This window comes from Pseudomonas sp. AU12215, from assembly GCF_001675465.2.
In the GTDB taxonomy this organism is placed as follows: Bacteria; Pseudomonadota; Gammaproteobacteria; order Pseudomonadales; family Pseudomonadaceae; genus Pseudomonas; species Pseudomonas nitroreducens.
The window spans coordinates 25,060-49,127 of the sequence record NZ_MACM02000183.1 but is presented as its reverse complement, the minus strand read 5'-3'; the positions used below and the strand labels follow the sequence as shown (position 1 = coordinate 49,127).

At 66.0% G+C, this 24,068-nt stretch carries 22 protein-coding genes; 6 read left to right on the top strand and 16 right to left on the bottom strand.

What is annotated here, in order from left to right; genetic code table 11:
- Nucleotides 1-27 precede the first annotated feature (27 nt).
- A complete protein-coding gene (locus A9513_RS31590) occupies nucleotides 28-819 on the bottom strand; it encodes a TenA family transcriptional regulator (protein WP_065086445.1) in 792 nt (263 codons plus the stop codon).
- Nucleotides 820-894: 75 nt separating this feature from the next.
- A complete protein-coding gene (locus A9513_RS31585; protein ID WP_065086444.1) occupies nucleotides 895-3,345 on the bottom strand; it encodes an EAL domain-containing protein in 2,451 nt (816 codons plus the stop codon).
- A 334-nt stretch (nucleotides 3,346-3,679) separates the two neighbouring features.
- Between A9513_RS31585 and A9513_RS31580 the strand changes: the two genes are divergently transcribed.
- Nucleotides 3,680-4,783 (top strand): helix-turn-helix transcriptional regulator, encoded by a 1,104-nt coding sequence (locus A9513_RS31580; RefSeq protein WP_065086443.1) that lies wholly within the window; start codon nucleotides 3,680-3,682, stop codon nucleotides 4,781-4,783.
- 124 nt (nucleotides 4,784-4,907) lie between these two features.
- Entirely contained in the window at nucleotides 4,908-5,795 is an 888-nt protein-coding gene (locus A9513_RS31575) for a class I SAM-dependent methyltransferase (RefSeq protein WP_065086442.1), read from the top strand.
- Here A9513_RS31575 and A9513_RS31570 read toward each other — a convergent pair whose 3' ends face one another.
- The 5 genes from A9513_RS31570 to A9513_RS31550 all read right to left on the bottom strand — a co-directional run bounded on the left by A9513_RS31570 (nucleotide 5,796) and on the right by A9513_RS31550 (nucleotide 10,184).
- Nucleotides 5,796-7,589, bottom strand: a complete 1,794-nt coding sequence (locus A9513_RS31570; protein WP_065086441.1) for an ABC transporter ATP-binding protein — start codon at nucleotides 7,587-7,589, stop codon at nucleotides 5,796-5,798.
- Nucleotides 7,582-8,217 carry a DsbA family protein gene (locus A9513_RS31565; RefSeq protein ID WP_024764371.1) on the bottom strand — a complete coding sequence of 212 codons (636 nt, stop codon included), beginning with the start codon at nucleotides 8,215-8,217 and terminating at the stop codon, nucleotides 7,582-7,584. Before A9513_RS31565 ends, A9513_RS31570 begins: the two co-directional genes overlap by 8 nt.
- A 3-nt stretch (nucleotides 8,218-8,220) precedes the next feature.
- Nucleotides 8,221-9,156: a rhodanese-related sulfurtransferase gene (locus tag A9513_RS31560; RefSeq protein ID WP_065086440.1), complete on the bottom strand. Its 936-nt coding sequence runs from the start codon at nucleotides 9,154-9,156 to the stop codon at nucleotides 8,221-8,223.
- A gap of 151 nt (nucleotides 9,157-9,307) precedes the next feature.
- On the bottom strand, nucleotides 9,308-9,619 hold the full coding sequence (locus tag A9513_RS31555) for a BolA family transcriptional regulator (RefSeq protein ID WP_037010396.1): 312 nt from the start codon (nucleotides 9,617-9,619) through the stop codon (nucleotides 9,308-9,310).
- Between the two features lie 52 nt (nucleotides 9,620-9,671).
- Complete coding sequence (locus A9513_RS31550) at nucleotides 9,672-10,184, bottom strand: DUF2059 domain-containing protein (RefSeq protein ID WP_017517659.1); 513 nt, start codon at nucleotides 10,182-10,184, stop codon at nucleotides 9,672-9,674.
- Between the two features lie 167 nt (nucleotides 10,185-10,351).
- Between A9513_RS31550 and A9513_RS31545 the strand changes: the two genes are divergently transcribed.
- From A9513_RS31545 to aqpZ, 4 genes are all read left to right on the top strand, one after another.
- Entirely contained in the window at nucleotides 10,352-11,365 is a 1,014-nt protein-coding gene (locus A9513_RS31545) for a DUF2804 domain-containing protein (RefSeq protein WP_065086439.1), read from the top strand.
- A gap of 106 nt (nucleotides 11,366-11,471) precedes the next feature.
- Nucleotides 11,472-12,866, top strand: coding sequence for a class II fumarate hydratase (locus A9513_RS31540; protein ID WP_024764375.1), 1,395 nt, complete (start codon nucleotides 11,472-11,474; stop codon nucleotides 12,864-12,866).
- Entirely contained in the window at nucleotides 12,859-13,482 is a 624-nt protein-coding gene (locus A9513_RS31535; protein ID WP_024764376.1) for an NAD(P)H-dependent oxidoreductase, read from the top strand. Before A9513_RS31540 ends, A9513_RS31535 begins: the two co-directional genes overlap by 8 nt.
- Before the next feature lie 167 nt (nucleotides 13,483-13,649).
- The gene (gene aqpZ, locus A9513_RS31530) at nucleotides 13,650-14,330 is read left to right on the top strand and encodes an aquaporin Z (RefSeq protein WP_024764377.1); all 681 of its coding nucleotides are present in this window, start codon (nucleotides 13,650-13,652) and stop codon (nucleotides 14,328-14,330) included.
- Between the two features lie 259 nt (nucleotides 14,331-14,589).
- Here aqpZ and A9513_RS31525 read toward each other — a convergent pair whose 3' ends face one another.
- From A9513_RS31525 to ssuD, 9 genes are all read right to left on the bottom strand, one after another.
- On the bottom strand, nucleotides 14,590-17,082 hold the full coding sequence (locus A9513_RS31525) for a TonB-dependent receptor (protein WP_304362957.1): 2,493 nt from the start codon (nucleotides 17,080-17,082) through the stop codon (nucleotides 14,590-14,592).
- Between the two features lie 490 nt (nucleotides 17,083-17,572).
- Nucleotides 17,573-18,523, bottom strand: a complete 951-nt coding sequence (locus A9513_RS31520; RefSeq protein ID WP_065086437.1) for a FecR family protein — start codon at nucleotides 18,521-18,523, stop codon at nucleotides 17,573-17,575.
- Nucleotides 18,520-19,041: a sigma-70 family RNA polymerase sigma factor gene (locus tag A9513_RS31515; protein ID WP_024764379.1), complete on the bottom strand. Its 522-nt coding sequence runs from the start codon at nucleotides 19,039-19,041 to the stop codon at nucleotides 18,520-18,522. Before A9513_RS31515 ends, A9513_RS31520 begins: the two co-directional genes overlap by 4 nt.
- 186 nt (nucleotides 19,042-19,227) lie before the next feature.
- Complete coding sequence (locus tag A9513_RS31510; RefSeq protein WP_045212278.1) at nucleotides 19,228-20,187, bottom strand: DMT family transporter; 960 nt, start codon at nucleotides 20,185-20,187, stop codon at nucleotides 19,228-19,230.
- Between the two features lie 93 nt (nucleotides 20,188-20,280).
- A complete protein-coding gene (locus A9513_RS31505; RefSeq protein ID WP_065086436.1) occupies nucleotides 20,281-20,700 on the bottom strand; it encodes an MAPEG family protein in 420 nt (139 codons plus the stop codon).
- 261 nt (nucleotides 20,701-20,961) lie between these two features.
- Nucleotides 20,962-21,177 carry a molybdopterin-binding protein gene (locus A9513_RS31500; RefSeq protein WP_065086435.1) on the bottom strand — a complete coding sequence of 72 codons (216 nt, stop codon included), beginning with the start codon at nucleotides 21,175-21,177 and terminating at the stop codon, nucleotides 20,962-20,964.
- A 44-nt stretch (nucleotides 21,178-21,221) separates the two neighbouring features.
- Nucleotides 21,222-22,034 (bottom strand): aliphatic sulfonates ABC transporter ATP-binding protein, encoded by an 813-nt coding sequence (ssuB, locus tag A9513_RS31495; protein WP_065086434.1) that lies wholly within the window; start codon nucleotides 22,032-22,034, stop codon nucleotides 21,222-21,224.
- A complete protein-coding gene (ssuC, locus tag A9513_RS31490; protein WP_024764383.1) occupies nucleotides 22,031-22,819 on the bottom strand; it encodes an aliphatic sulfonate ABC transporter permease SsuC in 789 nt (262 codons plus the stop codon). Before ssuC ends, ssuB begins: the two co-directional genes overlap by 4 nt.
- A gap of 62 nt (nucleotides 22,820-22,881) precedes the next feature.
- Complete coding sequence (ssuD, locus tag A9513_RS31485) at nucleotides 22,882-24,030, bottom strand: FMNH2-dependent alkanesulfonate monooxygenase (protein ID WP_024764384.1); 1,149 nt, start codon at nucleotides 24,028-24,030, stop codon at nucleotides 22,882-22,884.
- Nucleotides 24,031-24,068: the final 38 nt, after the last annotated feature.

Here is a 24,068-nt window from a genome sequence, read left to right as displayed (position 1 = left end):
CGACAGAGACCTGAGCGCGGGTGAAGACTACCCCGCCGCCTTCATCGAAGCAGTGCGCCGCGCCCCGCCCTGCGCCTGTTCCAGCGCGAGGCAGTGGTCAAGGAACATGCGCATGTAGCCGTAGCTCTTGCAGACGGCCTCGCGCAGCGCCAGCACACGCGGCACCGGTACCTGCGGGCCACAGAGGGTACAGATGATCTCCAGCGCTTCCCAGGGGTGATCGTCATCGTAGCGGGCGTGCATCTTCAGCCAGCGCATGGCGTCCTTGCGGGCGCCACTCGGGAGGGTGCGTTCGTAGGTATCCAGGGAACAGACCAGTGCCGACCAGTCCCCCGTCGCACCTTCGATGGCGTAATTGGTGGCCGCCATCGCCAGCGCCAGATCGTCGGTAGCGCAGGTGTGCCAGCACCAATGACCGAGGGCGTGCAGCTCCGCCGGCACCAATTGCGCCTTGAGCTCGGCGAGGGTCACGCCGTAAGCCTCGGCCCAGTGCAGCCAGTAATCAGCGTGATTGAGCTCGACGCGAATGTTACGCATCAACCAGCGCCGCGCCATGTCTTCGCCGGGGCTGCGGCCAAAGCGCGTCTTGAGCAGGTTCTGGGACATGTACAGGGGGAACTGCTCGACTACCTGCCAGCCGCCGATGAGGAAGGCGCGCATGGTCTGCCGGCTCAGGTGGCCGTCTCGCATGCGAGCGTAGAGTGGATGGCCCACCACCGCCAGGCGGCTGATCTCGCACTCCTGCACCAGGCGTTGCGCCCAGTGCGGATAACTGGAAAGCTCCTTGAGCGGCCCACTTCGAACAAAGGTGTCGTTCATCCAAGGCTCCGTGCTGGTCGATCCATGCGAGCACCGGTAAATCAGGCCTCAGGTTAGTCCCCTATAGGCTGCGCGTCACCGTCCGGAGGTTGTGTCGGTTGCCACGACTGAGACGTGCGTCTCACGCAGGAAGCTGCGATTGAAGGGTTGCGGCCGAGCCAGGCCGTAACCCTGGGCATAGTCGATGCCTATTTCGCGCAGGACTTCGAGGATTTCCTGCGTTTCGACGAACTCCGCCACGGTGCGTTTGCCCATCACGTGGCCGATCTGGTTGATCACCTGGACCATGGCACGGTCGATGGGGTCTTCGAGCATGTCCTTGATGAAACTGCCATCGATCTTCAGATAGTCCACCGGCAGATGCTTGAGGTAGACGAAGGAGGACATGCCGGCGCAGAAATCGTCCAGGGAGAAGCGGTACCCGAGGGCCTTGAGCTCCTGGATGAAGCGCGTGGCGTTGACCAGGTTGGCAATGGCGCTGGTCTCGGTGATCTCGAAGCACACGCTTGACGGCTCGATGCCATAGCGCGGCTGCATCTCGCGGAGGAAATCGAGGAAGGTGTCGTCACCGATGGTAGCGCCGGAGAGGTTGATGGCGCAGGTGTGGATCGGTTCGTAACCACCATCGGCGATGCGCTCGGCCAGGGTCCGGAAGGCGTTCTCGACCACCCAGCGGTCGATGTCCGGCATCAGGCCGTAGCGTTCCGCGGCGGGGATGAAGTTGATCGGCGCCACCAGCCGGCCGCACTCGTCGTTCAGGCGCAGCAACAACTCGACGTGTGCGCCTTCCATCACACTGTCGTCGACCGGGAAGATCGACTGGGCGTAGAGACAGAAGCGCTCTTCCTCCAGCCCCAGGCGGATGCGCTGCACCCAGGCCATTTCGCCGACGCGGTTGGACAACTCGGTGTCATCCGGGCGGAACACCTGGGCTCGGTTGCGGCCCTTCTCCTTGGCCATGTAGCAGGCCATGTCGGCGCAGCGCAGCGCCTCCTCCACCGACACCAGCATGGCGGAAATGTGCACCACACCGATGCTCACGGTGATGTTGAAGCCACGGCCTTCCCACATGAAATGCAGGGCCTGGACGGTCAGGCGGATGCGCTCGGCGATCTGCACCGCCATGTCCGGCGGGCAATGCTCCAGTAGGATGCCGAACTCGTCGCCACCAAGGCGCGCGAGGGTGTCGCCGTCACGCAGGCACTGCTGCAACACCGAGCAGACCTGGCGCAGCAGTTCGTCGCCGGCGGCGTGGCCGCAGGTGTCGTTGACCAGTTTGAACTGGTCCAGGTCCAGGTACATCAGCGAATGCTGGTCGTGGGAGTCCGCCGAGCTTTCCAGCGCCTGCTTGAGGCGGAATTCGAATTCGCGGCGGTTGGTCAGGCCGGTCAGCGCGTCGTGGGTCGCCTGCCAGGAGAGGCTGGCCATGTACTGGCGCTCGCGGGTCATGTCGTGCAGCACCAGCACCACGCCGACCACCCGCCTGTCGGCATGGATCGGCGTGGCCACCAGGGTCACCGCCACACTGGTGCCATCCAGGCGCTGGATCAGCTTGCTGGTCTCGCTGCCGCCGTCCACTTCGCCACGCAGGATCTGCCCGACCAGCGGCAGGCCCTCAACCTGGGAGCTCTCGTCGAGCACCCGTAGCAACGAGCGCAGCGGCAGGCCGACAGCCATGGAATTGTCCCAGCCGATCAGGCGCTCCGCCGCGGGGTTGAAGTAGGCGATGCACTCATGTTCGTCGAGGGTGACCACCCCGTCGCCGATGGCCGCAAGGGTGGTCTGCGCGCGCTCCCGCTCAGTGTCCAGGGCACTTTCGAAGGCGCGTTGCTGGTGCAGAAGCTTGCGCGTGCGCCACACGGCCAGAAGGATCAGCGCCAGGCCAGTGACGCCGTTGGTGACCAGCAGCACCCACATGATCATCCGCGAGCCCTGCCCCAGCGCGGCCGAGAAGGCCATGGCCGCCGGTGTGACGCCGTCGTTGATCGCCTGGATACGGCTGTTCCAGTAGCTCAGGTCGCCCGGGCGGACGTCATTGGCGCGGATCCTCGCATTCATCTCCTCGGACAGTTGCTCCAACTGATCGAGATAGGCGTCGCCGATGATCCACATCTTCACCGCCTGATCGAAGTAGCTGTACTCGTGGAAGTAGCGGTACAGCCAGATCAGCACGCCAATGTCGTCGGGATGGATACCGCCCTGCAACGCTCCGGCGCGAGCCAGCGCAAAGTCCGGTTGATTGAGGTCAAGGGCGGCGCGGAAGGTCCGGTCGCCCTGGGGAATGGCGATGGCGGCGCGGTAACGCGCGTAATCCGCGCTGTCCCGACTCTGGCCGTAGAGTTGCAGGTAATGGATGGCGTCCTTCTGACCCTTTGACCAGAGGCTCTCACCGCCGACGTAAGCGCGCACGCCAGAGAGGATGAAGAAGCTGCCGCTGCCGATCAGCGTCTGCAGCAGGACCACGACCATGAAGGGCCAGACCAGCTTGAGCAGACGCGTCGTACGCCGGGTCGGCAAGAGTCCCATTGCATCCATAACCAGTTTCGACTTCCCTCTTCTGATCCCTGCCAGGCCACAGGGCGGAGTTACCCTCTCCGCCTCGGGGACATCTCTGTCAGGCCGCCCCTTCTTAACTTCTAGCCGATCACGGGAAATCCACAAACCAGACGGCATGACGCTTGGTCGGCTAGATACCCGCCGTCCGGCGGAAAATGTCGGGAACGTGCAGGGAAAATGCCTTGGTCGCCTGCCAGGTACTAGCCGCGAACAGCCGATTAGTGGCCTTGCGACAGCTAAGGCCATGTGCCATACCTCAGTCGATCGTGCAAAGTGCAATCCGCGAGCAACCGATGGAGCGACCATGCCGCAGCGGGATATGGAGATGCAGTACGACCGGCTGGTGGGCCTGACCTACGAGTGCGTGCTCGATGAGGCCAATTGGCTGCCGCTGCTCACCGAGCTGATCTGCGCCAGCGGCCGTCAGCAAGGCGCCCTGCTGTTCTGGGACCAGACCGAGAGCGGCGCGCTGGCGAGCGAGATCAACCTCTGCGATCCCGGCGCCATCGAAACCTATAACCGCGAGTTCTGCACCATCGACCCGTCCAAGGGGTTCATGCTCCACCGCCCGGTAGGCCACTGGTACCACGATCGCGACGAGTACGGCCCGCAGCGCATCGCCCGCGATCCGTACTACCAGGAGTTCCAGCGCCCCAACGGCATGCACAACGTGTCCTGCCTCAAGCTCAACGAACAGGCCAACTGCGGCGTCTACCTGTCGGTGCTGACCAGCCTCGGCGCTCGCTATCCAGATACGCAGGAACAAACCTTGCTGACCCGCCTGAGCGAGCATCTGACCCGTGCGGCACGGATGTTCGGACGCATCGATGAGATGCGCCAGCAACTGGCCCACCGCGACCTGCTGCTGGACCGGCTCCCCACCTCGCTGTGGCTGCTGGAGGGCAATGCCCGCGTGCTCTACGCCAACCAGGCGGCGCGGCAACGGCTCGGGCAGCGCGCCGGGCTGTTCCATGAAGTCTTCGGCCGCCTGCACTGCCGCCAGCACGACTCGAGGCTCCAGGCGCTGGTGCGCCAGGCCGCGCCACGCGCCGGCAAGGCAAAGGCCGGTTGGCTACCGCTGGACGATGGCAGCGGGCAGGAGCTGCTGGTCACCCCGGTGCCTGCCGAAGCAAGCTTCAACCAGCCCTTCCAGCGCCCGCTGGTGCTGCTGGCGCTGCTCGATGCGCACCGCCAGAGCGGTCTGCTGGGCGACCTGTTCGGCCTCACCCCGGCCGAACAGCGCCTGGGCGCCCTGCTGGTACGCGGCCTGACACCCGAACACTGCGCCGACCAGCTCGGCACCTCGATCAATACGGTACGCAGCCAATTGCGCGCGCTGTTCCGCAAGACCAACACCAGCCGCCAGGCCGAACTGGTCAGCCTGCTGGTGCGGCTCGGGCAGCGCTGAGTTTTCGCGGCCGTCATTCATTCAGATGATGGCCCGGGGCCAACTGCCCCCTAAGGTGTTGGACGGATCACCGGCCAGGCCGGTGGCGCTTTCTTATCACTGAGCATTCTCTCAGGTGGACGGCATGGACAACGGCACCCAGCAGAATCCGAACTCGCTTACCGAAGCCATCGAGCAACTCGAACAGCATCTGCGTCACCTGAGGGATGACGAGGCCGACCTGCTGGCGCTCGCCACGGGTGGCGCGCCGCCGTCCGCAGCACCGCGTGTGGTGCCCTTCCCCCGGCGCCGTGAACGGCCGATGGGAGAAGGCGCCGGCAACGCCGTGCTGATGGACTATCTCTACGGCATCGACAGCACCCTGCGCTCACTGCTGCCCGACGGACCAACCGATGAGTTGTTCCGCTACGCCAGCTCCGCCCCTGCGTCTCGCGCACTGCGCTCGCGCCGCCAATTGCTGGCGCGAGAGATCGACCGCTGCTGCGATCAGCTCAGCGGCCAGGCGCGCATCCTCTGCGTGGGCTGCGGACACCTGCGCGAGGTCGAGCTGGCACGCTCGCTGCGCCACGGTCAGTTCCGCGAGTTCGTTGCCCTCGACACCCAGACACTGTCGCTGCAGACCGTGGAGGCCTGCTACGCCGCGCTCGGTGTGCTGACGCAGCAGTGCACCCTGGACGACCTGTTCTACGGCCGCCCCGACCTCACCCGCTTCGATCTGATCTACTCCCCCGGCTTGTACGAAGTGCTCGACGACCACGACGCCCGCGACCTGACGCGCAACCTGTTCGCCCGCCTGCTGCCTGGCGGTCGCCTGCTGATGGGCAACTTCCTGCCCGGCGTACCGGACATCGCCTACCTCGAAGGGCTGCTCGACTGGCGCCCGCATTACCGCAGCGACGCCTGCCTGCTCGACCTGCTGCTGGGCATTCCCTACAACGACATTGGCGGCGCGCGGGTCTTCCACGATCTGGGCAATTGCGTGGCCTTCCTCGAAGTCACCCGCTACGGCTGATCAGCCCTGCTGCAGGTGGCCATACAGGCGAGCGTAGAGCCCGCCTTCGGCGATCAGTTGCTGGTGATCACCGTCCTCGGCGATGCGCCCACCGTCGAACACCAGCACGCGGTCGGCCTGTTTCACCGCGGACAGGCGGTGGGCGATGATCAGCGTGGTGCGGCCTTCGAGGAAGCGCTGCAGAGCCTGGTGCAGGGCATATTCGGTGGCGGCATCCAGCGCCGAGGTAGCCTCGTCGAGGATCACCACCTTCGGCTCGGCGAGCACCATGCGAGCGATCGCCAGGCGCTGCCGCTGGCCGCCGGAGAGGCGTACGCCGGAACGCCCGACCACGCTCTCCAGCCCCTGTGGCAGGGCGCGAATGGTGTCCGCCAGCTGCGCCACATCCAGGGCGCGCCAGCAGGCTTCGTCGCCGCGCTCGCGGCCCATGGTCAGGTTGGCGCGCACCGTGTCGTTGAACAGCGCCGGATGCTGAAGGACCACGGCGACATGCTCGCGCACGCAGTCCAGGCCAATCTCCTCCAGCGCCGCGCCGCCATAGCGGATGGTCCCGGACTGCGGCTGGTAGAGACCCAGCAGCAACTGCACCAGGGTGCTTTTGCCACCGCCGCTGGCGCCGACGATGGCAACCTTCTCGCCGGGGGCGATATCCAGGTCGAGACCGTCCAGCACCAGCTCATCGCGGTAGGCAAAGCTCAAGTCGCGCACCTGGATGCCGACGCTGCTCTGCCCGGCGAACGGATCGCGGCGATGTTCGTAATGCGGTTCATCGGCGCGGGCCAGTAGCTCGTTGATCCGCGCCAGCGCACCGCCGGCGGCGTAATACGCGTATTGCAGGCTGAGCAATTGCTCGACCGGACCGATCATGAACCAGAGGTAGCTGAATACCGCCAGCATCTGGCCGATGGACAGGTCCGAGAACAGCACGGTGACCATGGCCGCAGCGCGGAACAGGTCGATACCGAACTGGAACAGCAGGCCGCTGGCGCGCCCGGCGGCATCGCTCTTCCATTGCGAGGCGACGGCATAGTCACGCACTTCGCGGGCGCGCACGCCGAGGCGGCCGAGGAAGAAGCCCTGGCGATTGCCGGCGCGCACTTCCTGGATGGCTTCGAGGGTTTCGGTCAGGGCCTGGGTGAAGCGCGAAGTGCTGTCGTTCTCCAGCTTCTTCAGGTGCTTCACGCGCTTGCCCAGTTGCACCGTGGCGAAGATCACCAGCGGGTTGAACAGCAGGATCAGCAGTGCCAGCTTCCAGTGCATCCAGATCAGGATGCCGGCGGTGCCGCACAAAGTCAGCAACGCCACCAGGAAGCGGCTCAGGGTGTCGCCGACGAACTTGTCGAGGGTGTCGAGATCGGTCACCAGGTGTGCGCTGACCGAGCCGCCACCGAGAGTCTCGTACTCGCTCAGGGCGATGCGCTTCAGACGCTCGACCAGGCGCAAGCGTATGCGGTACACCACGTCCTTGGACAGCCGCGCGAACAGCTTGGCCTGCAGCACGTTGAACACCAGCGCGCAACTGCGCAGCACCAGGGTCACCAGCAGCATCAGGCCGATGTAGCCGGCGGGCTTGTGCCAGCCGGCGGGCAGCCAGAGGTTCATCACCTGGAGGGCAGCGTCGCCCTTGCCCAGCAGCACTTCGTCCACCAGCAGCGGCAGCAGCAGCGGGATCGGCACGCTGCAGGCGGTGGCCAGCACGGCGACCAGGTTGGCGAGGAGCAGGGCCTTGCGATGACGGAAAGCGAGCCGGCGAATCTCCGCCCAGCTCAGGCGGTCAGCGGACAGCTCAGGCATGCCGCCCACGCTCCAGCCAGCGCGCCAGCAGCGGCGCGAGTTCGCCCAGCGGCTGGTAGCCGTTGGTCAGCAGGGCCAGTTGGCCATCGCGCTCGGCCAGCAGCGTGGGGAAACCGGCGATGCCCAGGTCGCGGGCCCAGGAGAAGTCGGCGAGCGTTGCCAGGTGATTATCCTGGCTGTCGAAGGCTTCGGCGAATTCGATGCGCGGCAGGCCGACCTGTTCGGCCAGTTCGGTAAGCACGCTGGCCTGGGTGACATCGCGGCCTTGCACATAGAAGGCCCGCTGGATTTCGCCGACCAGCGCCCAGGCGCAGTCTTCATCGAGGCGGCGCGCGGTAACGATGGCGCGGCAGGCCGGCTCGGTGTCGTAGACGAAGCCATCAGGCAGCGCGTCTTCGAAGCGGAACGGCTGGGCAGTGGCACGGTGCACCGCTTCCCAGTGTTCGAGGATGTAGCGCTTGGTGGTCGGCTCCAATGCCGCGCCCTGCCCCGTGCGCAGGCCACCCATCACCAGTGCCAGCGGCACGCCGGCGGTGCGCGCCTGCTCTGCCAGTGCCTGGGCAACCGGGGCAAAGCCCCAGCACCAGGAGCACATCGGGTCCATCACGTAGAGCAGGCGACTGGTCATGGATCAGTTCTCCGCGCGGGGATCACGGCCAATGGGGTGCGGCTGGTTGCGCTGGCGCGCCAGCTCGATCTGTTTCTGCCGTTCGCGGGCACTGGCACGGGTCTTCTCCGAGAGCGAGTCCCAGCAGTGCGGGCAACTGATGCCGGGGGCGTAATGTTCGGAGGCGCGGTCCTCGACCGAGATCGGGTTGCGGCAGGCGTGGCACTGATCGTAGTCGCCTTCGCTCAGGTCATGGCGCACGGTCACGCGGTTGTCGAACACGAAGCAGTCGCCACGCCAGAGGGTTTCGGCCTCGGGCACTTCTTCCAGGTACTTGAGGATGCCGCCCTTGAGATGGAAAACCTCTTCGAAGCCTTCATTGAGCATGTAGCTGGAGGCCTTCTCGCAACGGATACCGCCGGTGCAGAACATCGCGACCTTCTTGTGCTTGGCCGGATCGTAGTGCTCGCGGATGTAGTCGGGGAATTCACGGAACGACTTGGTCTTCGGGTCGATGGCGCCCTCGAAGGTGCCGATGGCCACTTCGTAGTCGTTGCGGGTGTCGATCAGCAGGACTTCCGGGTCGGAGATCAGCGCGTTCCAGTCCTTGGGTTCGACGTAGGTACCGACCTTGGCGTTGGGGTCCACCCCAGGCACGCCGAGGGTGACGATTTCCTTCTTCAGCTTGACCTTGGTGCGGTAGAAGGGTTGCTCGTCGCAGTAGGACTCCTTGTGGTCCACATCGGCCAGGCGCGGGTCGTTGCGCAGCCAGGCCAGCAGGCCGTCGATACCGGCGCGGGTGCCGGAGACGGTGCCGTTGATGCCCTCTTCGGCGAGCAGCAAAGTGCCCTTCACGCCGTTTTCCAGCAGGGTTTGCAGCAGGGGCTCGCGCAGGGCGACGTAGTCGGGCAGGGAGACGAACTTGTATAACGCCGCGACGACGATTCTTTCGGTGGTCATGCATCACTCCAGTGGTCGCCCGCGTAAAGGGCGGACCGGGTCTTTATCAACAAGAGCTGAAACGAACAGCTGAAAATGACAGCGCCGGCAGAAGCCGGCGCTGGGTGTCGCATTCTACCGGAGCGGGACGAAGCCCGCATCCGGCAGCCGATCAATGCGGAAGATCGTGCTTGCTGCCGCCACGGCAGGTCGGCGAATCCGGCGCTTGTCCCTGCTGCGCCCACTCCTCGGGGGTGTAGGTGTGCAGAGCCAGCGCATGGATCTGGCCCATCAGCTCGCCGAGCGTGGCATAGACCTTCTGGTGCCGCTTCACCGCGTTCAGCCCGGTGAACGCCGGGCTGACGATCACCGCCTTGTAGTGCGTTTCCTGCCCGCGGCTGTGCATGTGGCTCTCGTCCAGCACGTCGAGGTGCTGAGGTTCGAGGGCGCCCAGGGCGGTCTGGAGTCGGTCACGCATGCTCATGTCGGGTCTCGCTGGCAATCAGTACGGTTCAGGCAAGTGGTAATCAGGACGATCAGGGCTTCTTGGCCGGAGCGGCCGGGGCTTTCACGCCCAGTTCCTTGTCCATGTCGGCCATCAGCTTGTTCACCGGCTCCACCGCGGTCTGCAGTTTGGCCTGGGTCAGCTGGGCGGATTCGGCGGTCAGGCGCGGCATCTTCTCCAGCACCTTGCGGCCCAGGGGGGATGCGTAGAAATCGTTCAGCTGCTTGAGCTCGGACTCGCTGAAGTTGCTGGTGTAGAGCTTGACCAGTTCGGGCTTGAGCTTGTCCCAACCCACGGCACGGTCCAGCTCGGCGTTGGCCTTGGCCTGGTAGCGGTCGAGCACGGCCTTCTTGCTGTCCGGTGCCTTGGCCTGGGCGAAGCGCTGGGCGAGCATCTGCTGGACTTGCGCGTAGACCGGCACGGTCAGCTTGTCGGCGTGCACCTGCTTGAGGAATTTCTCCGCCTCGGCGTTGGCATCAGCCAGTGCCACGGAACTGAAGCCAACCAGAAGTGCTGCGGTGCAGAGGGAACGAAGAACGGTCATGGGGCAGTCCTGTGAGTCTGAAGGGTGTCCGTGTCGGACCCGCCATTCTGCGCCTAAGTTCGGAATGCGCTCAAGTGAGTGCCAATTGAGCGGGAAGTGACCGGCTTCTCTTGTAGGACAGTTCATGAAACGGCATGCTGCGGCGCGTTGCCACATGGATGTGACCGATGAACACCCTCAGCCACCCGCCGACTTCCATCGCCGCACCGCCCCTGTGCGATGCGCGCGGCCGCCTGAACAGCGCGGCCGTGGGCTGGTCGTCGCGGCCACAGACGCTCTGCCAGCTCTCCGGCAACGCCGGCCGGCGCAAGCGCTGGAACCACTGGTGCATCAACGCGCCGGGCTGGATGCTCTCGATCACCATCGCCGACCTCGATTACCTGGGCTACGGCGCCGTGTACTTCCTCGACCTGGAAACCGGACAGTCGGTGCACCGCACCCAGTTCAGCCCGTTCGGCCTGGGCTGCCACCTGCCGGACATGCCGAATCAGAGCCACCGTTTCGCGCATGGCCAGCTCAGCCTGGGCTTCGACGAGCAGCCGGGCCAGTTGCGCATCACCGCCTGCGCGCCGAACCTGGGGGGCCAGCCGCTCAACCTCTCCCTGGAAGTACAGCGCCCGGCGCACCTGGAGTCGGTCAACCTGGTGGTGCCGATGAGCGGCAAGTGCTTCCACGCCTGCAGCCGGCAGATGGGCCTGCCGATCAGCGGCAGCCTCAGCCTCGGCCACAAGACCTACCGCTGCAGCGAGGGCCAGAGCTTCGCCGCGCTGGATTTCGGCCGCGGCGTCTGGCCCTTCCACACCCGCTGGACCCGCGCCGCCTTCGCAGCGCCCGGCGGCATCGCCGGCAACTTCGGCGCCGGCTGGACGGAAAACAGCCACCTGAGCGAGAACGCCTTGTGGTTCGGCGGCGAACTGCAGGCGCTGGCCGGCCCTGTGGAGATCCACCAGGTTCCCCACGACCCGCTGTCGCCGTGGCAATTGCGAGATGCCGACGAGCGTGTCGACCTCACCTTCACTCCGCGCAAGCTGCATCGCGCCAGCCCGCGCCTGGGCCCGCTGTTCGCCGAGACCAGCCAGTGGTTCGGCCGCTTCGACGGCTCCCTGCGCGAAGCCGGCGGCGAACTGGTGCCGGTCAACGGCGCGCTCGGCTGGATCGGCGCCACTCACGCCCGCTGGTAACCCGGCGCGTCGTTGAAACCGCTCTATCACGGCCATTGAGCCAGAGTGGAACCCGGAAGCCCCGTGGCGGCCTAAACTGGCCGGGACCCTTTTCCGGAGAAGCACCATGAGCCGCACCGAAACCGACAGCCTCGGCCCCATAGAAGTCCCCGAAGACGCCTACTGGGGCGCCCAGACCCAGCGTTCGCTGGAGAACTTCGCCATCGGCGGGCAGCGCATGCCACTGGCGGTGGTCCACGCCCTGGCGCTGATCAAGAAGGCCGCTGCCCGCGTGAATGCACAGCTGGGCGAGCTGCCGGAGAACATCACCAGCCTGATCGAGGAAGCGGCTGACGAAGTGCTCGCGGGCGAGCACGACGACCAGTTCCCCCTCGTCGTCTGGCAGACCGGCAGCGGTACCCAGAGCAACATGAACGTCAACGAGGTCATCGCCGGGCGCGCCAACGAGATCGCTGGCAACGGCCGCGGCGGCAAGAAGCCGGTGCACCCCAATGACCATGTGAACCGCGCGCAGAGCTCCAACGACAGCTTCCCCACCGCCATGCACATCGCCGCCGCCCAGGCGGTGCAGAACGACCTGCTGCCGGCCATCGCCGAACTCAGCGGCGGCCTCGCCCAGCAGGCCGCGCGCCACGCCAACCTGGTGAAGACCGGGCGCACCCACCTGATGGACGCAACGCCGGTCACCTTCGGCCAGGAACTTTCCGCCTTCGTCGCCCAGCTCGACTATGCCGAGCGCGCCCTCCGCGCGGCACTGCCGGCCGTCTACGAGCTGGCCCAGGGCGGTACCGCCGTCGGCACCGGGCTGAACGCGCCGAAGGAGTTTGCCGAGGCCATCGCCGCTGAACTGGCCGACCTTTCCGGTTTGCCTTTCGTTTCCGCACCGAACAAGTTCGCCGCCCTCGCCGGCCACGAACCGCTGGTGACTCTCGCCGGCGCGATGAAGACCCTGGCCGTGGCCCTGATGAAGATCGCCAACGACCTGCGCCTGCTCGGCTCCGGCCCCCGCGCGGGATTCGCCGAGGTGAAGCTGCCGGCCAACGAACCGGGCTCATCGATCATGCCCGGCAAGGTCAACCCGACCCAGTGCGAGGCCCTGTCGATGCTCGCCTGCCAGGTCTTCGGCAACGATGCCGCGATCACCTTCGCCGCCAGCCAGGGGCACCTGCAGCTCAACGTCTACAAGCCGGTGATCATCCACAATCTGCTGGAGTCCGCACGCCTGCTGGCCGACGGCTGCCGCAACTTCAACACCCACTGCATCGCCGGCATGGAACCGGACGCCGCGAAGATGCGCGAGCATCTCGACCGCGGCCTGATGCTGGTGACCGCGCTCAACCCGCACATCGGCTACGACAAGGCCGCCGAGATCGCCAAGAAGGCCTATGCCGAAGGCAAGACGCTGCGCGCCGCCGCACTGGAACTGGGCTACCTGAGCGACGCCGAGTTCGACCAGTGGGTCCGCCCGGAAACCATGCTGGAGGCCGGGCAGAATGGTTGAAGCCGTCAAGCATGGCGCCACGCCCCTTGAAGGCGACGGCAAGCGCGTGCTGCTGGTGCTGGGTTCGCCCAAGCCGGGCGGCTTCTGCCACGCGCTCGCCGAGGCCTACGCCCACGGCGCCCGCACCAAGGGCCATGTGGTGCACATGCTCAAGCTCGGCGAGCTGAACTTCGACCCCGTGCTGCGCGGCGGCTATGAACTGGGCCAATCCCTCGAACCGGACGTGCTCGAAGCGCAGCGGCAAATCCACTGGGCGCAGCACATCGCCTTCGTCTACCCGGTCTGGTGGGGCGGCCTGCCGGCGCTGCTGCAGGGCTTCTTCGACCGCGTGCTGCAACCCGGCTTCGCCTTCCGCTACCGCTCGGTGGAGTCCCGCGAGTTCGAACCCTTGCTGGGCGGGCGCAGCGCCGACCTGCTGGTCAGCCACGACCAGACGCACTGGCACTACCGCCTGCGTCAGGGCGCACCGGCCCATCGGCAGATGACCCGCTGCATCCTCGCGCCCTGCGGCATCGCCCTCCATCACCTGGAGGAATTCAGCCCGGTGCGCGGCTCGGGCGAGGAACAACGCCAGGGCTGGCTGCGGCGGGCGGAGCAGATCGGCTCACAAGTCTGATTCGGTCGTAGAGCACGGGATTACAGTGTTCTACGCCGCCTTCGGCTTTCATGATCGGCTTTTGCCCCGTCACACATAGGATTTCCCCTACACCAGTCGCCCCGACCCTTTCTCTTAGCATGCCTACACCCAAATTCCGGGTACCTCTCCCCGCCTCTGGAGGCAGCATGCTTCGCAAACTTTCCGCCGAGATGATCGGCACCTTCTGGCTGGTGTTCGGTGGTTGCGGCAGCGCCATCTTCGCCGCCCACGCCATTGGCGTCCTGGGTGTCGCCCTGGCTTTCGGCCTGACGGTCGTGACCATGGCCTACGCCATCGGCCCGATCTCCGGTTGCCACCTCAACCCCGCGGTCAGCCTCGGCCTGTGGGCCGGCGGCCGCTTCCGCACCGCTGAGCTGGTCCCGTACATCGTCGCCCAAGTGGTTGGCGGCATCCTCGCTGGTGCGGCGCTGTACTTCATCGCCAGCGGCAAACCGGGCTTCGACGCGCTGGCGGGCTTTGCCGCCAACGGCTTCGGCGAAGGCTCGCCAGACCACTACAGCATGCTCTCCGCGCTGACGGCCGAAGTACTGCTGACCGCGTTCTTCCTGTTCGTGATCATGGGCGCCACCGACAGCAAGCTGGCCCCGGCGGGCTTTGCGCCGATCGCCATCGGCCTGACGCTGACGCTGATCCACCTGATCAGCATCCCGATCGACAACACTTCGGTGAACCCGGCGCGCAGCCTGGGCGTGGCGATCTTCGCCGACCCGCTGTTCATGAAGCAACTGTGGCTGTTCTGGGTCGGCCCGCTGGTGGGCGGCGTGATCGGTGCGCTGGTCTACCGCGTGGTGCGTCCGGCTGCCTGAGCCTGATACCTGCAATAGCAAACGGGCGCCTTCGGGCGCCCGTTTTCGTTGGTACTTGGCGCAGGCCTTTTGGTAGGGTGGATAACGCCAACGGCGTTATCCGCCGTGAGCACCATCGGCGGATAAAGCGTCCCGCTTTATGCGCCCTACGGGCACGCCGGATCGTAGGAGCGAGCTTGCTCGCGAACCCGCCCTGCTCCGCTGCTGCCGGGAAATCCGCTCGCTAGCAAGCTCGCTCCCACAGTCGACAGGAAGCCTCTCAGAAGCACTGGGTAAGGCTGAACTTGGCGTTGCGGCCCTGGCTGTAGACGCTGTCGCCGGCCAGCGCCGGGTGGTAGTCGCGGTTGAACAGGTTGTCCACGGTGAAGTTCAGCTCGGTATTCTCGAAGCCCAGGCGGCGCGGCTTCCAGCTGGCGAAGACGCGCTGGGTGTCATAGCTGTCGTTGACCGTCTGGTCCCAGAAGATGTCGCCGACGCTGGTGCCCATGCCGCCCTTGTACTTGTCGCTGGGCAGACGGTCGGTTTGGCGGACGAACTCGCCCTGCCAGCCGATCTGCGCGTCCCACGCCGGAATCTTGGTGCCCAGGGTGGCGACCCACTTGGCCGGCGGCACGTCACGCGCCCACACGTTCGGCCCCCAGGGATTGCTGTAGGCGCCGTCGTGCTTGCCGGTCACCCACGAGTACGACAGCCCGCCGAACAGCCAGGGGCTGTCGTAGAAACTCTCGATCTCGAAGCCCTTGTAGGTCACGCCCGGCAGGTTGCGGTAGTTGGAGAGCGGCAGGTAGTCGCCGCAGCTGCCGGAGATGGTGCCGTTGTCGATGGCCTGCTGCTCGCAGCCGACGCTGCGGGTGCGGAAAATCTCGTCCTTGATCTTGTTCTGGAACAGCGTGGTGCGCACCTGCAGGTTGTCGCCATTGATGAACAGGTCCGGCAGGTTGACCAGCGAGCCGAAGCGCAGCGCATGAATGCGCTCGGGATCGAGGTCGCGGCTGGTGGCGCTGACCGTGCTGCTGTTCTGCACCTCGTACATCTCGTCGATCACCGGCGCACGCCAGGTGCGGCTGTAGTCGGCGAAGAAGCCCAGACGCTCGGTGGCCGTCCAGAACAGCGAGAGGCGCGGCGACCAGCCGCTGTAGGTCTGCGAGCTGTAGTCGTGGCCTTGCGCGGCGTTGTTGTAGATCGGCGCGTCATTGTCCTTGCCCTGGTTGCGCACATGGTCGAAGCGCAACGACGGGGTGATGGTCACGCTGCCCAGGGTCAGCGCGTCCTGGATGTAGGCGCTGTTGGTGTTCTGCTTGCCGCTGGGCATGAAGGTCGGCTGGAAGTGCCCATAGTTGTAGCGCGCGGTGTTGTAGGTGGAGCCGGGGATATACATGTCGGTGGTGCGGGTGTGCCGGTGGAACTCGGTACCCACGGTGAACGCATGCTGTACCGGGCCGGTGGCGAACAGGCTGGTGTTGCGCAACTCCAGCACCTTGTCCTTGTAGTCGGTATCCATCTTGCGGCCACCGGTGGAGACCTGGAAGAAGGCGTCCGGATTACGCTCGTCGGTCTGGTCGATGTGCGACTCGGAGTACTGCGCCATCAGGTCGATCAGCGGGTTGTCGATAGGGTGGTATTCGTACTTGCCGGACCAGGTCGTGTCGGTGGTGTCGCGGTGCGCCAGCAGGCGCTTGAGCGCCGCTTCATAGCCGTAGCGATCAATGTTCGACTGGGTCGGTGGCGTCGGGTAGGAGGCCGAGGAGAACGGCGTCCAGCGGGTGCTGTGGGAGCGGCTGTAGGCCAGGCTGATGTCGTTGTCGAGGTTGGGGTGCAGGTTCAGCTTGAACAGCCCGGCGTCCAGGTCCTGGGCGCTGTTGGGCAGGCGGCTGGGGTTGATCGGGTAGTTGTTGTACGGGTCGGGAATGTGCCCGGCGAGCTTGATGTCGCGGCCATCGCGGGCGGTAACGTAGGCCAGCGCATCGACCTTGCGGTCCTCGGTGCGGCCATAGACGGCGCCGCTGTAGATCTTCTGCTGGTCGTTGGAGTGGTAGCCGTACTTGAGCATGGCGCCGACGTTCTGATCGTCGCGCAGCAGGTCCGGCGCGTCCTTGGTTTCCATGTGCACGGTGCCGCCGAAGCCGCCGTTGCCGTTGTAGACCGAGTGCGGGCCCTTCTCCACTTCGATGCGCTTGATCAGCTCCGGCTCGATGAACACGGTGCCCTGCTGGTAGCGCTCGAAGCCGCTCTTGGGTGCGCCGTCGAGGGTGAAGGGCACGTCCTCGGCATCGCCCAGGCCCCAGATGTTGACGGTCTGCCCGCCCGGCTTGGGCGAGCCGCCCATGGTCACGCCGGGCAGGGTCTTCAGCAGGGTGGGAATGTTGTCGGCCTGGATGCGCTCGATGTCCTTGCGGGTCAGGGTCGAACGGCCGACATTGCTGGAGTCCACCGACAGGCCGCTGCCGACGATGGTCTGCGAATCCAGTTCCATGGCGTTGTCGCTGAACTTGTCGACCTTGCCGGAGCGCCGCACGACAAAGCCGTCGCCCGCCTCCACCAGTTCCAGCGACGAGCCCTTGAGCAGGTGCTCCAGGGCTTCGCGCATGCTGTAGCGGCCGGCTACCGCGGGAGCCTTGAGCCCCTCCAGCTGGGAGGCGTCATAAAGCACCTGCACGCCGGCCTGCTGCGACAGGCTGCCGATGGAGTCGCTCAGTGCCTGCGCCGGCAAGTCGATCTGCCAATCGGCAGCGCGGCTGTACTCGGCCATCATCAGGCTGCCGAGCAGCACGGCACAGCCCAGCGGGCGCGCGAACGGGAAGTTGAAACGAGACTGCATGCAAGGCCCTCCCCAGGGACGAAAAGCGCTGCGCGTTTCGCAGCGAATGACGGGGAAGACCCTCACTCGAGAAAAACCCACACCTGCAAATAAAAATATTTCTCAAGAAAGATTTGCGGCACGTGTGATCCGGTTGGGTAGGAGCAACCGTCTTCATTCGACTATATCGGTGCCCGTCCCTTCCCTCACCCCAGCCCTCTCCCGGAGGGAGAGGGAGCATTCCGAGCCGACTGACGCGAAGGTTTCACCCGGCACCGAACGGTCCCCTCTCCCTCTGGGAGAGGGTTAGGGTGAGGGCCGGCCCCAGCGCGGAGTCAAATCGTTAGGGCCCCTGCAGGAGCGAGCTTGCTCGCGAACCGGCCCAGGTCCGGTGCTTCCGGGAAATACGTTCGCGAGCAAGCTCGCTCCTACAAGGGCGGGGCGATCAGCGCGGCAGGATCACGGCGCTGCCATCGGCCTTGCGCTGCACGCGCACGTCGAGCAGTACCGGCAGGGCCGCGAGGAAGTCGTCCGGGCGGGCCAGGCGCACGTTGCCGGAGATGGGCCTCTGCGCCAGGCGCTCATCGCCGAGGCGGATGGGCGCAGCGCGGTACTGCGACAGCTCGTTCACCAGCGCCCCCAGGGGCTGATTGCGGAAGGCGAGCATGCCGTCGCGCCACGCGGCGATGGAGGCGACAGGTACGCGGTCGATCTGCGCCTCCCCTGCCCCTGCAGCAAGCTGGGCGCGATCACCCGCGGTCAGGGTCTGCTCGTCACGCGCATCGAGTTTCGCCTGCAAGGCCACCTTGCCGTGGCGCACGGCCACCGTCAGGCCGTCGTCCGTACGGTGCACATCGAAACCGGTGCCAAGGACGCGCACACGGCTGCCACCGGAGGTCACCCGGAAGGGCCGGGCAACATCGTGGGTGACTTCGAAATAGGCCTCGCCGCGCAGCAATTGCACATCGCGGAACGCATCCGAGGAGTTCACGCGCAACGACGAATCCCCCGCGAGGAAAACCCGCGTGCCGTCGGCCAACGTCACCTCGCGCTGCTCGCCCGCAGCGGTGGTCTGCACCTGTTGCGGATCGGCCAGGCGGCCGCCGCTGAAGTCGTTTGCCAGCAGCAACGCCGCGCAGAACACACTGGCAGCCGCGAGCCCGCGCCAAGGCCATGCCGGGCGACGGCCAGGCACGATGGCCGGTCGGCGGATATGGTCGAGATCGCTCCACAACTGCTCGATCTCACGGTAGGCGGATTCATGCGCAGGGTCTTCCGCCAGCCAGTCGGCGAAGGCCTGGCGCTCGCGGGCATCCCAGGCGCCTGCGCGCTGGCGGCTGAACCACTTGGCGGCGAGTTCGTCGATCACCTGCTGGCGTTCTTCCTGCGGCGTCATGCTTCGCCCTCTCCCTGAACCTGACGCTTGCAATGCAGCAGCGCGCTGGCAACGTGCTTCTCCACCATGCTCAATGAAATCCCCATGCGCCTGGCCACCTCCGGCTGCGAAAGGCCATCGAACTTGTGCAGGATGAAGGCCTCGCGGCGCCGTGGCGGGAGGCTGTCGAGCGCCTTCGAAAGCTGGCGAAGATAACGTTGTCGCTCGAACTGCACCACGGGTTCGCCTCCTTCGGCGGCCGGTTGCTGGTCATGGTCGAGGGCCTCTTCCGGCTCATTGGAGAAGCGCCGGGAGCGCTGCCAGTGGTCGCGCAGCAGGTTGCGCGCGACCTGGAAGAGAAATGCGCGCGGCTGTTCCACTTCATGCCGCGAGGAGGACTTGAGCCACTGGGCGAAGGCATCCTGGGCGAGGTCGGCGGCATCCGCCGAACTGCCCAGCTGCTTGCGCAGGAAGCGCAGGAGCTCGCCGTGGAAGGAGCGATAGGCCTGGGACACCGAACGGGAGAAGCGCTCATCCATCGACCCACGCCTCCCGGCGTCGCCGCCCTGCCCCGCTATTGCCCGCTACCACGTCGCCCCCGAACCGAGGCGCTGGGCCTCGACAACCATCGAATTGCACAAATGATAATACATATCATTTGCGAAAATGAAGCCGAACACGCGCGCTGGATAGCAGAAGGCCGCCTCGCGGCGGCCCTCGGGGATTCAGAGGTTGGCGATGCGCGCCCTTCGGGCCCGGTAACTGCGCAACAGTGAAGGCGCCAGCGCGGTCAGCGCGGAGCCGCTGACCACCAGCAGCGCGCCGACATAGGCCAGCCCGTTGAGGTCTTCGGGCAGCACGAACTCCGGCCACAGCGAGGCAGCCAGCGCCACCGACGCGAAGGTCACCAGCGGGGTGATCGCCAGGGTCGCGCTGACCCGCGAGGCCTCCCAGTGCGCCAGCGCCTCGGCGAAGGCGCCATAGGCCACCAGGGTGTTCAGGCAGCAGGCCAGCAGCAGCCAGCCCTGGAGCGGCGAGAGGTCCAGCGCTTCCAGCGGATGCGCCCAGGGCGTGAGCAACGCACCGCAGCCCAGGTAGATCACCATCATTACCTGCACCGAGGTCCACTGGGTCAGCAGTTGCTTCTGCGCCAGGCCGTAGAAGGTCCAGATGAAGGCGGCGAAGACCACGATCAGCACGCCGGTGGTGTACTCGCCCAGCGAGCTGAACAGCTCCGCCAGCCGCTGGTTGAAGAACAGCCCGAAACCGAAGATGAGTACGGCAAGCCCCAGCGCCTGACCGATGCTGAAGCTCTCCTTGAAGACGAACAGGCTGCCCAGCAGGAGCAGGATCGGCGCGATCTGGATCACCAGTTGCGTGGTGCCCGGCGTGAGCATGCGCAGGCCGATCAGGTAGCACACGTAGTTGCCGGTCAGGCCGAGAATGGCCAGCAGCACCAATCCCTTGCCGCGCGCGCCAAGTGGCGAGAAGCGCGGCAGCTGGCGGGTGAAGGCCAGATAGATCAGCAGCAGACCACCGGACACCACCAGGCGAAACCAGGTGACGGTGATCGGGTCCATGACCTTGAGCACTTCCTTGAGCTTGATCGGCAGGATGCCCCAGAGAACGGCGGTGACCAGGGCCAGGAACAGGCCGAATTGCCAGCGGCCGGATGAAACGTGCATGGAAGCCTCGACGCGTGTGCGGTCCGCCATGCTAAGTCATGGCGGTATCGCCCCATAGGAACAGTTGCGTTGCGCAACTGTTCCGGTCGCCGCTCAGATCAGGGTCGAGAGGCGCAGCAGCCACCAGATCAGGATGATCAGCTGAACGAAGAAGGCAGCGAAACGCACCCACACCGCCAGCGTGGAAGTACTGCGCAGGTGCACCACCGACTGGACGATGCGCGCCACCAGCAGGGTTGGCGCCAGCGGGTCGGTGATTACCGTCTGCTGAGTGACCATCGCATAGAGCAGCACCGCGCAGAACAGCGGCACGTTCTCCACGCAGTTGGCGTGGGCACGCACCAGGCGCTGGCCGAAAGTGCCGGGGGTGTTGCTGCCGTCGGCGGCGAAGACGTTGACCTTCATGCGGCCGCTCATCACCAGCAGGCCACGCTGGTTGACCAGCAGCAGAACCAGCAGCACGGTCCAGGCGACCAGGCCGAGCAATGCGAAGGCAGAGGGACTCAGGGACATGCGGGACTCCTTTCTCTTGTTGGTTTGAACGGGAGTCTAAGGGAAGTAGAGCAATTGCTCTAGCCGTTTGCCGCTGGCGCAAAGCCTGGCTATTCGTAGGATGGGTGGAGCTTGCGATACCCATCGGGCCACGCGCCGACAGCATGAGTGTCGCTGCGCTCCAGCCATCCTACAAAATCCCCCGGTGCGTCCCGGAAGCCGTCGCGCAAAAGGAAACGGGCAGCCCGTTTCCGGACTGCCCGTTGTATTCCAGCGCCGCATTCAGAGCTTGGCGATGGACACCTCGGTGGATTTCACGAAGGCGATCACTTCGCTGCCGATGGCCAGTTCCAGCTCTTTCACGGAACGGGTGGTGATCACCGAGGTGACGACGCCGGCGGCAGTCTGCACGTCGATTTCCGACAGTACATCGCCTTCGACGATTTCCTTGATGGTGCCCTTGAACTGGTTGCGGACGTTGATGGCTTTGATGGTCATGGCGTAGCTCCTTGGGAGAATGGGGTCTTCGGATGAACGTTGGATCAGAGCGCCCAGCGCAGCTGCGTGGGCAGTGGGGAAACAGGTTCCGGCTCGGGCGGCTGCGCCGGCAGCGACAGCACGCGCTCGAGCACTTCGGCTTCCAGCGCGGCCAGGCGTGCCGAACCACGGGCGCGCGGGCGGTGCAGCTCGACATTGAGATCCAGGCCGATCTCGCCATCCTCGATGAGGATCACCCGGTCGGCGATGGCCACGGCCTCGGCGACATCATGGGTGACCAGCAGCACGGTGAAGCCATGCTGCTGCCAGAGGCGCTCGATCAGTTGCTGCATCTCGATACGGGTCAGGGCATCCAGCGCGCCCAGCGGCTCGTCGAGCAGCAGCAGGCGCGGCTGGTGGATCAGGGCGCGGGCCAGGGCCACGCGCTGCTTCTGGCCACCGGACAGGCTGGCCGGCCACTCGTTGGCGCGGTCGGCGAGGCCCACGGCTTCCAGCGCGTCCAGCGCCTTCTTGCGCCAGTCGCCTTTGAGGCCGAGGCCGACGTTGTCGATCACCCGCTTCCAGGGCAGCAGCCGCGAGTCCTGGAACATCAGACGGGTTTCTTCGCGGGCACTGTCCAGCGGCGCGGAGCCGGCCAGCAGTTGCCCGTCGCTGGCCTCGTCGAGCCCGGCCAGCAGTCGCAGCAGGGTGCTCTTGCCGCAACCGCTGCGGCCGACGATGGCGACGAACTGGCCGGCGGGAATCCGCAGATCGATACCTTTGAGCACTTCACGCTCGCCGAAGCGTTTACGGACGTTTTCCAGCGCCAGCGGGATGCCTTTCTTGAGTTTCTGAGGCAGGTTGTTCACCGCATTCATGCCGCACCTCCCTTGACCTGATAGGCCGGGTGCCAGCGCAGCCAGACGCGCTCAAGGCCGCGGGCGGCGAGATCGGCCAGCTTGCCGAGCACGGCGTAGAGCAGGATGGCCAGGACTACGACGTCGGTCTGCAGGAATTCGCGGGCGTTCATCGCCAGGTAGCCGATGCCGGAGTTGGCGGAAATGGTCTCAGCGACGATCAGGGTCAGCCACATGAAGCCCAGGGCGAAGCGCACGCCGACCAGGATCGAGGGCAGCGCGCCGGGCAGGATCACCTGGCGGAACAGGGCGAAGCCGGACAGCCCGTAGCTGCGCGACATTTCCAGCAGGCCCGGGTCGATGTTGCGGATGCCGTGGTAGGTGTTGAGGTAGATCGGGAACAGCGTGCCGAGGGCGACCAGGAAGATCTTCGCCGACTCGTCGATGCCGAACCACAGGATCACCAGCGGGATCAGCGCCAGGTGCGGCACGTTGCGGATCATCTGCACGGAGCTGTCGAGGAAGCGCTCGCCCCACTTCGACAGGCCGGTGATCAGCCCCAGCACCAGGCCGATGCTGCCGCCGATGAGGAAGCCGACGGCGGCACGCCAGGTGCTGATCGCCAGGTGTTGCCACAGTTCGCCGCTGACCACCAGGTGGTAGCCCGCCTCGGCCACCGCGCTGGGCGCCGGCAGGATACGGCTGGACAGCCAGCCGAATTCCACCGCCAGTTGCCAGATCACCACCAGGCCCACCGGCAGGGCCCAGGGCGCGAGGCGCTGGGCGAGTTGATTGGAATTGCTCATTTCGTCTCTCCGGATTCTTCGTCGGGCGGATCACGCGGCGCGTTTTCCGCCCGACCGCCTTATCAGCTCGCCGATGCCGCCTTGGGCAGGATGTCGTTGGCGACCATCTCGCCGAACGGGCTGACGTAGCCGCGCTCCTGCGGTTGCTGCGGGCGAGCGAGGTCCAGGTGCGGGAAGAGCAATTCGGCGACCCGGTACGACTCTTCCAGGTGCGGGTAACCGGAGAAGATGAAGGTGTCGATCCCCAGGTCCGCGTATTCCTTGACGCGCGCCGCCACGGTCGGGCCATCGCCGACCAGCGCGGTGCCGGCACCGCCGCGAACCAGGCCGACGCCGGCCCAGAGGTTGGGGCTGACCTCCAGCTTGTCCTTGTTGCCGCCATGCAGGGCGGCCATGCGTTGCTGGCCGACGGAATCGAAGCGCGCCAGGGACGCCTGGGCACGGTCGATGGTGTCCTGGTCCAGGTGGGAGATCAGGCGGTCGGCGGCCTGCCAGGCTTCGTCGTTGGTCTCGCGGACGATCACATGCAGGCGGATGCCGAAGCGCACGCTGCGGCCTTGCCTGGCGGCCTTCTCGCGGACCTGGGCGATCTTCTCGGCGACGGCGGCCGGCGGCTCGCCCCAGGTCAGGTACAGCTCGACCTGCTCGGCAGCGAGGTCCTGCGCGGCGTCGGAGGAACCGCCGAAGTACAACGGCGGACGCGGTTGCTGGATCGGCGGGTAGAGCAGCTTGGCGCCCTTCACTTGCAGGTGCTTGCCGTCGTAGTCGACGGTCTCGCCCTCCAGTACGCGGCGCCAGATGCGGGTGAATTCGACCGAGGCTTCGTAGCGCTCGGCGTGGCTCAGGTGCAGGCCGTCGCCGGCCAGTTCGTCCGGGTCACCGCCGGTCACCAGGTTGAACAGCGCGCGCCCACCGGAGAGCCGGTCGAGGGTTGCGGCCTGGCGGGCGGCCACGGTCGGGGAAATGATGCCCGGACGCAGGGCGACCAGGAACTTCAGGCGCTGGGTCACCGGGATCAGCGAGGCGGCAACCAGCCAGGAGTCCTCGCAGGAGCGGCCGGTGGGGATCAGCACGCCGCCGAAACCGAGGCGGTCGGCGGCCTGCGCGACCTGTTGCAGATAACCGTGGTCCACGGCACGGGCGCCTTCGGCGGTGCCCAGGTAGTGGCCGTCGCCGTGGGTCGGCAGGAACCAGAAGATGTTGAGACTCATCGCTGTAACTCCAGATAAGCGCGCCGGCGTGGCGTAGC

What these genes read in the sequence shown, in the direction of transcription:
- A9513_RS31560 (WP_065086440.1), bottom strand. Translation starts at nt 9,156, where the DNA reads ATGACCACCGAAAGAATCGTCGTCGCGGCGTTATACAAGTTCGTCTCC.
- A9513_RS31520 (WP_065086437.1), bottom strand. Translation starts at nt 18,523, where the DNA reads ATGACGCCGCAGGAAGAACGCCAGCAGGTGATCGACGAACTCGCCGCC.
- A9513_RS31515 (WP_024764379.1), bottom strand. Translation starts at nt 19,041, where the DNA reads ATGGATGAGCGCTTCTCCCGTTCGGTGTCCCAGGCCTATCGCTCCTTC.
- A9513_RS31550 (WP_017517659.1), bottom strand. Translation starts at nt 10,184, where the DNA reads ATGACCGTTCTTCGTTCCCTCTGCACCGCAGCACTTCTGGTTGGCTTC.
- A9513_RS31585 (WP_065086444.1), bottom strand. Translation starts at nt 3,345, where the DNA reads ATGGGACTCTTGCCGACCCGGCGTACGACGCGTCTGCTCAAGCTGGTC.
- A9513_RS31540 (WP_024764375.1), top strand. Translation starts at nt 11,472, where the DNA reads ATGAGCCGCACCGAAACCGACAGCCTCGGCCCCATAGAAGTCCCCGAA.
- A9513_RS31510 (WP_045212278.1), bottom strand. Translation starts at nt 20,187, where the DNA reads ATGCACGTTTCATCCGGCCGCTGGCAATTCGGCCTGTTCCTGGCCCTG.
- A9513_RS31505 (WP_065086436.1), bottom strand. Translation starts at nt 20,700, where the DNA reads ATGTCCCTGAGTCCCTCTGCCTTCGCATTGCTCGGCCTGGTCGCCTGG.
- A9513_RS31575 (WP_065086442.1), top strand. Translation starts at nt 4,908, where the DNA reads ATGGACAACGGCACCCAGCAGAATCCGAACTCGCTTACCGAAGCCATC.
- ssuB (WP_065086434.1), bottom strand. Translation starts at nt 22,034, where the DNA reads ATGAATGCGGTGAACAACCTGCCTCAGAAACTCAAGAAAGGCATCCCG.
- A9513_RS31545 (WP_065086439.1), top strand. Translation starts at nt 10,352, where the DNA reads ATGAACACCCTCAGCCACCCGCCGACTTCCATCGCCGCACCGCCCCTG.
- A9513_RS31580 (WP_065086443.1), top strand. Translation starts at nt 3,680, where the DNA reads ATGCCGCAGCGGGATATGGAGATGCAGTACGACCGGCTGGTGGGCCTG.
- A9513_RS31555 (WP_037010396.1), bottom strand. Translation starts at nt 9,619, where the DNA reads ATGAGCATGCGTGACCGACTCCAGACCGCCCTGGGCGCCCTCGAACCT.
- A9513_RS31590 (WP_065086445.1), bottom strand. Translation starts at nt 819, where the DNA reads ATGAACGACACCTTTGTTCGAAGTGGGCCGCTCAAGGAGCTTTCCAGT.
- A9513_RS31570 (WP_065086441.1), bottom strand. Translation starts at nt 7,589, where the DNA reads ATGCCTGAGCTGTCCGCTGACCGCCTGAGCTGGGCGGAGATTCGCCGG.
- ssuC (WP_024764383.1), bottom strand. Translation starts at nt 22,819, where the DNA reads ATGAGCAATTCCAATCAACTCGCCCAGCGCCTCGCGCCCTGGGCCCTG.
- aqpZ (WP_024764377.1), top strand. Translation starts at nt 13,650, where the DNA reads ATGCTTCGCAAACTTTCCGCCGAGATGATCGGCACCTTCTGGCTGGTG.
- A9513_RS31525 (WP_304362957.1), bottom strand. Translation starts at nt 17,082, where the DNA reads ATGATGGCCGAGTACAGCCGCGCTGCCGATTGGCAGATCGACTTGCCG.
- A9513_RS31565 (WP_024764371.1), bottom strand. Translation starts at nt 8,217, where the DNA reads ATGACCAGTCGCCTGCTCTACGTGATGGACCCGATGTGCTCCTGGTGC.
- A9513_RS31535 (WP_024764376.1), top strand. Translation starts at nt 12,859, where the DNA reads ATGGTTGAAGCCGTCAAGCATGGCGCCACGCCCCTTGAAGGCGACGGC.
- ssuD (WP_024764384.1), bottom strand. Translation starts at nt 24,030, where the DNA reads ATGAGTCTCAACATCTTCTGGTTCCTGCCGACCCACGGCGACGGCCAC.
- A9513_RS31500 (WP_065086435.1), bottom strand. Translation starts at nt 21,177, where the DNA reads ATGACCATCAAAGCCATCAACGTCCGCAACCAGTTCAAGGGCACCATC.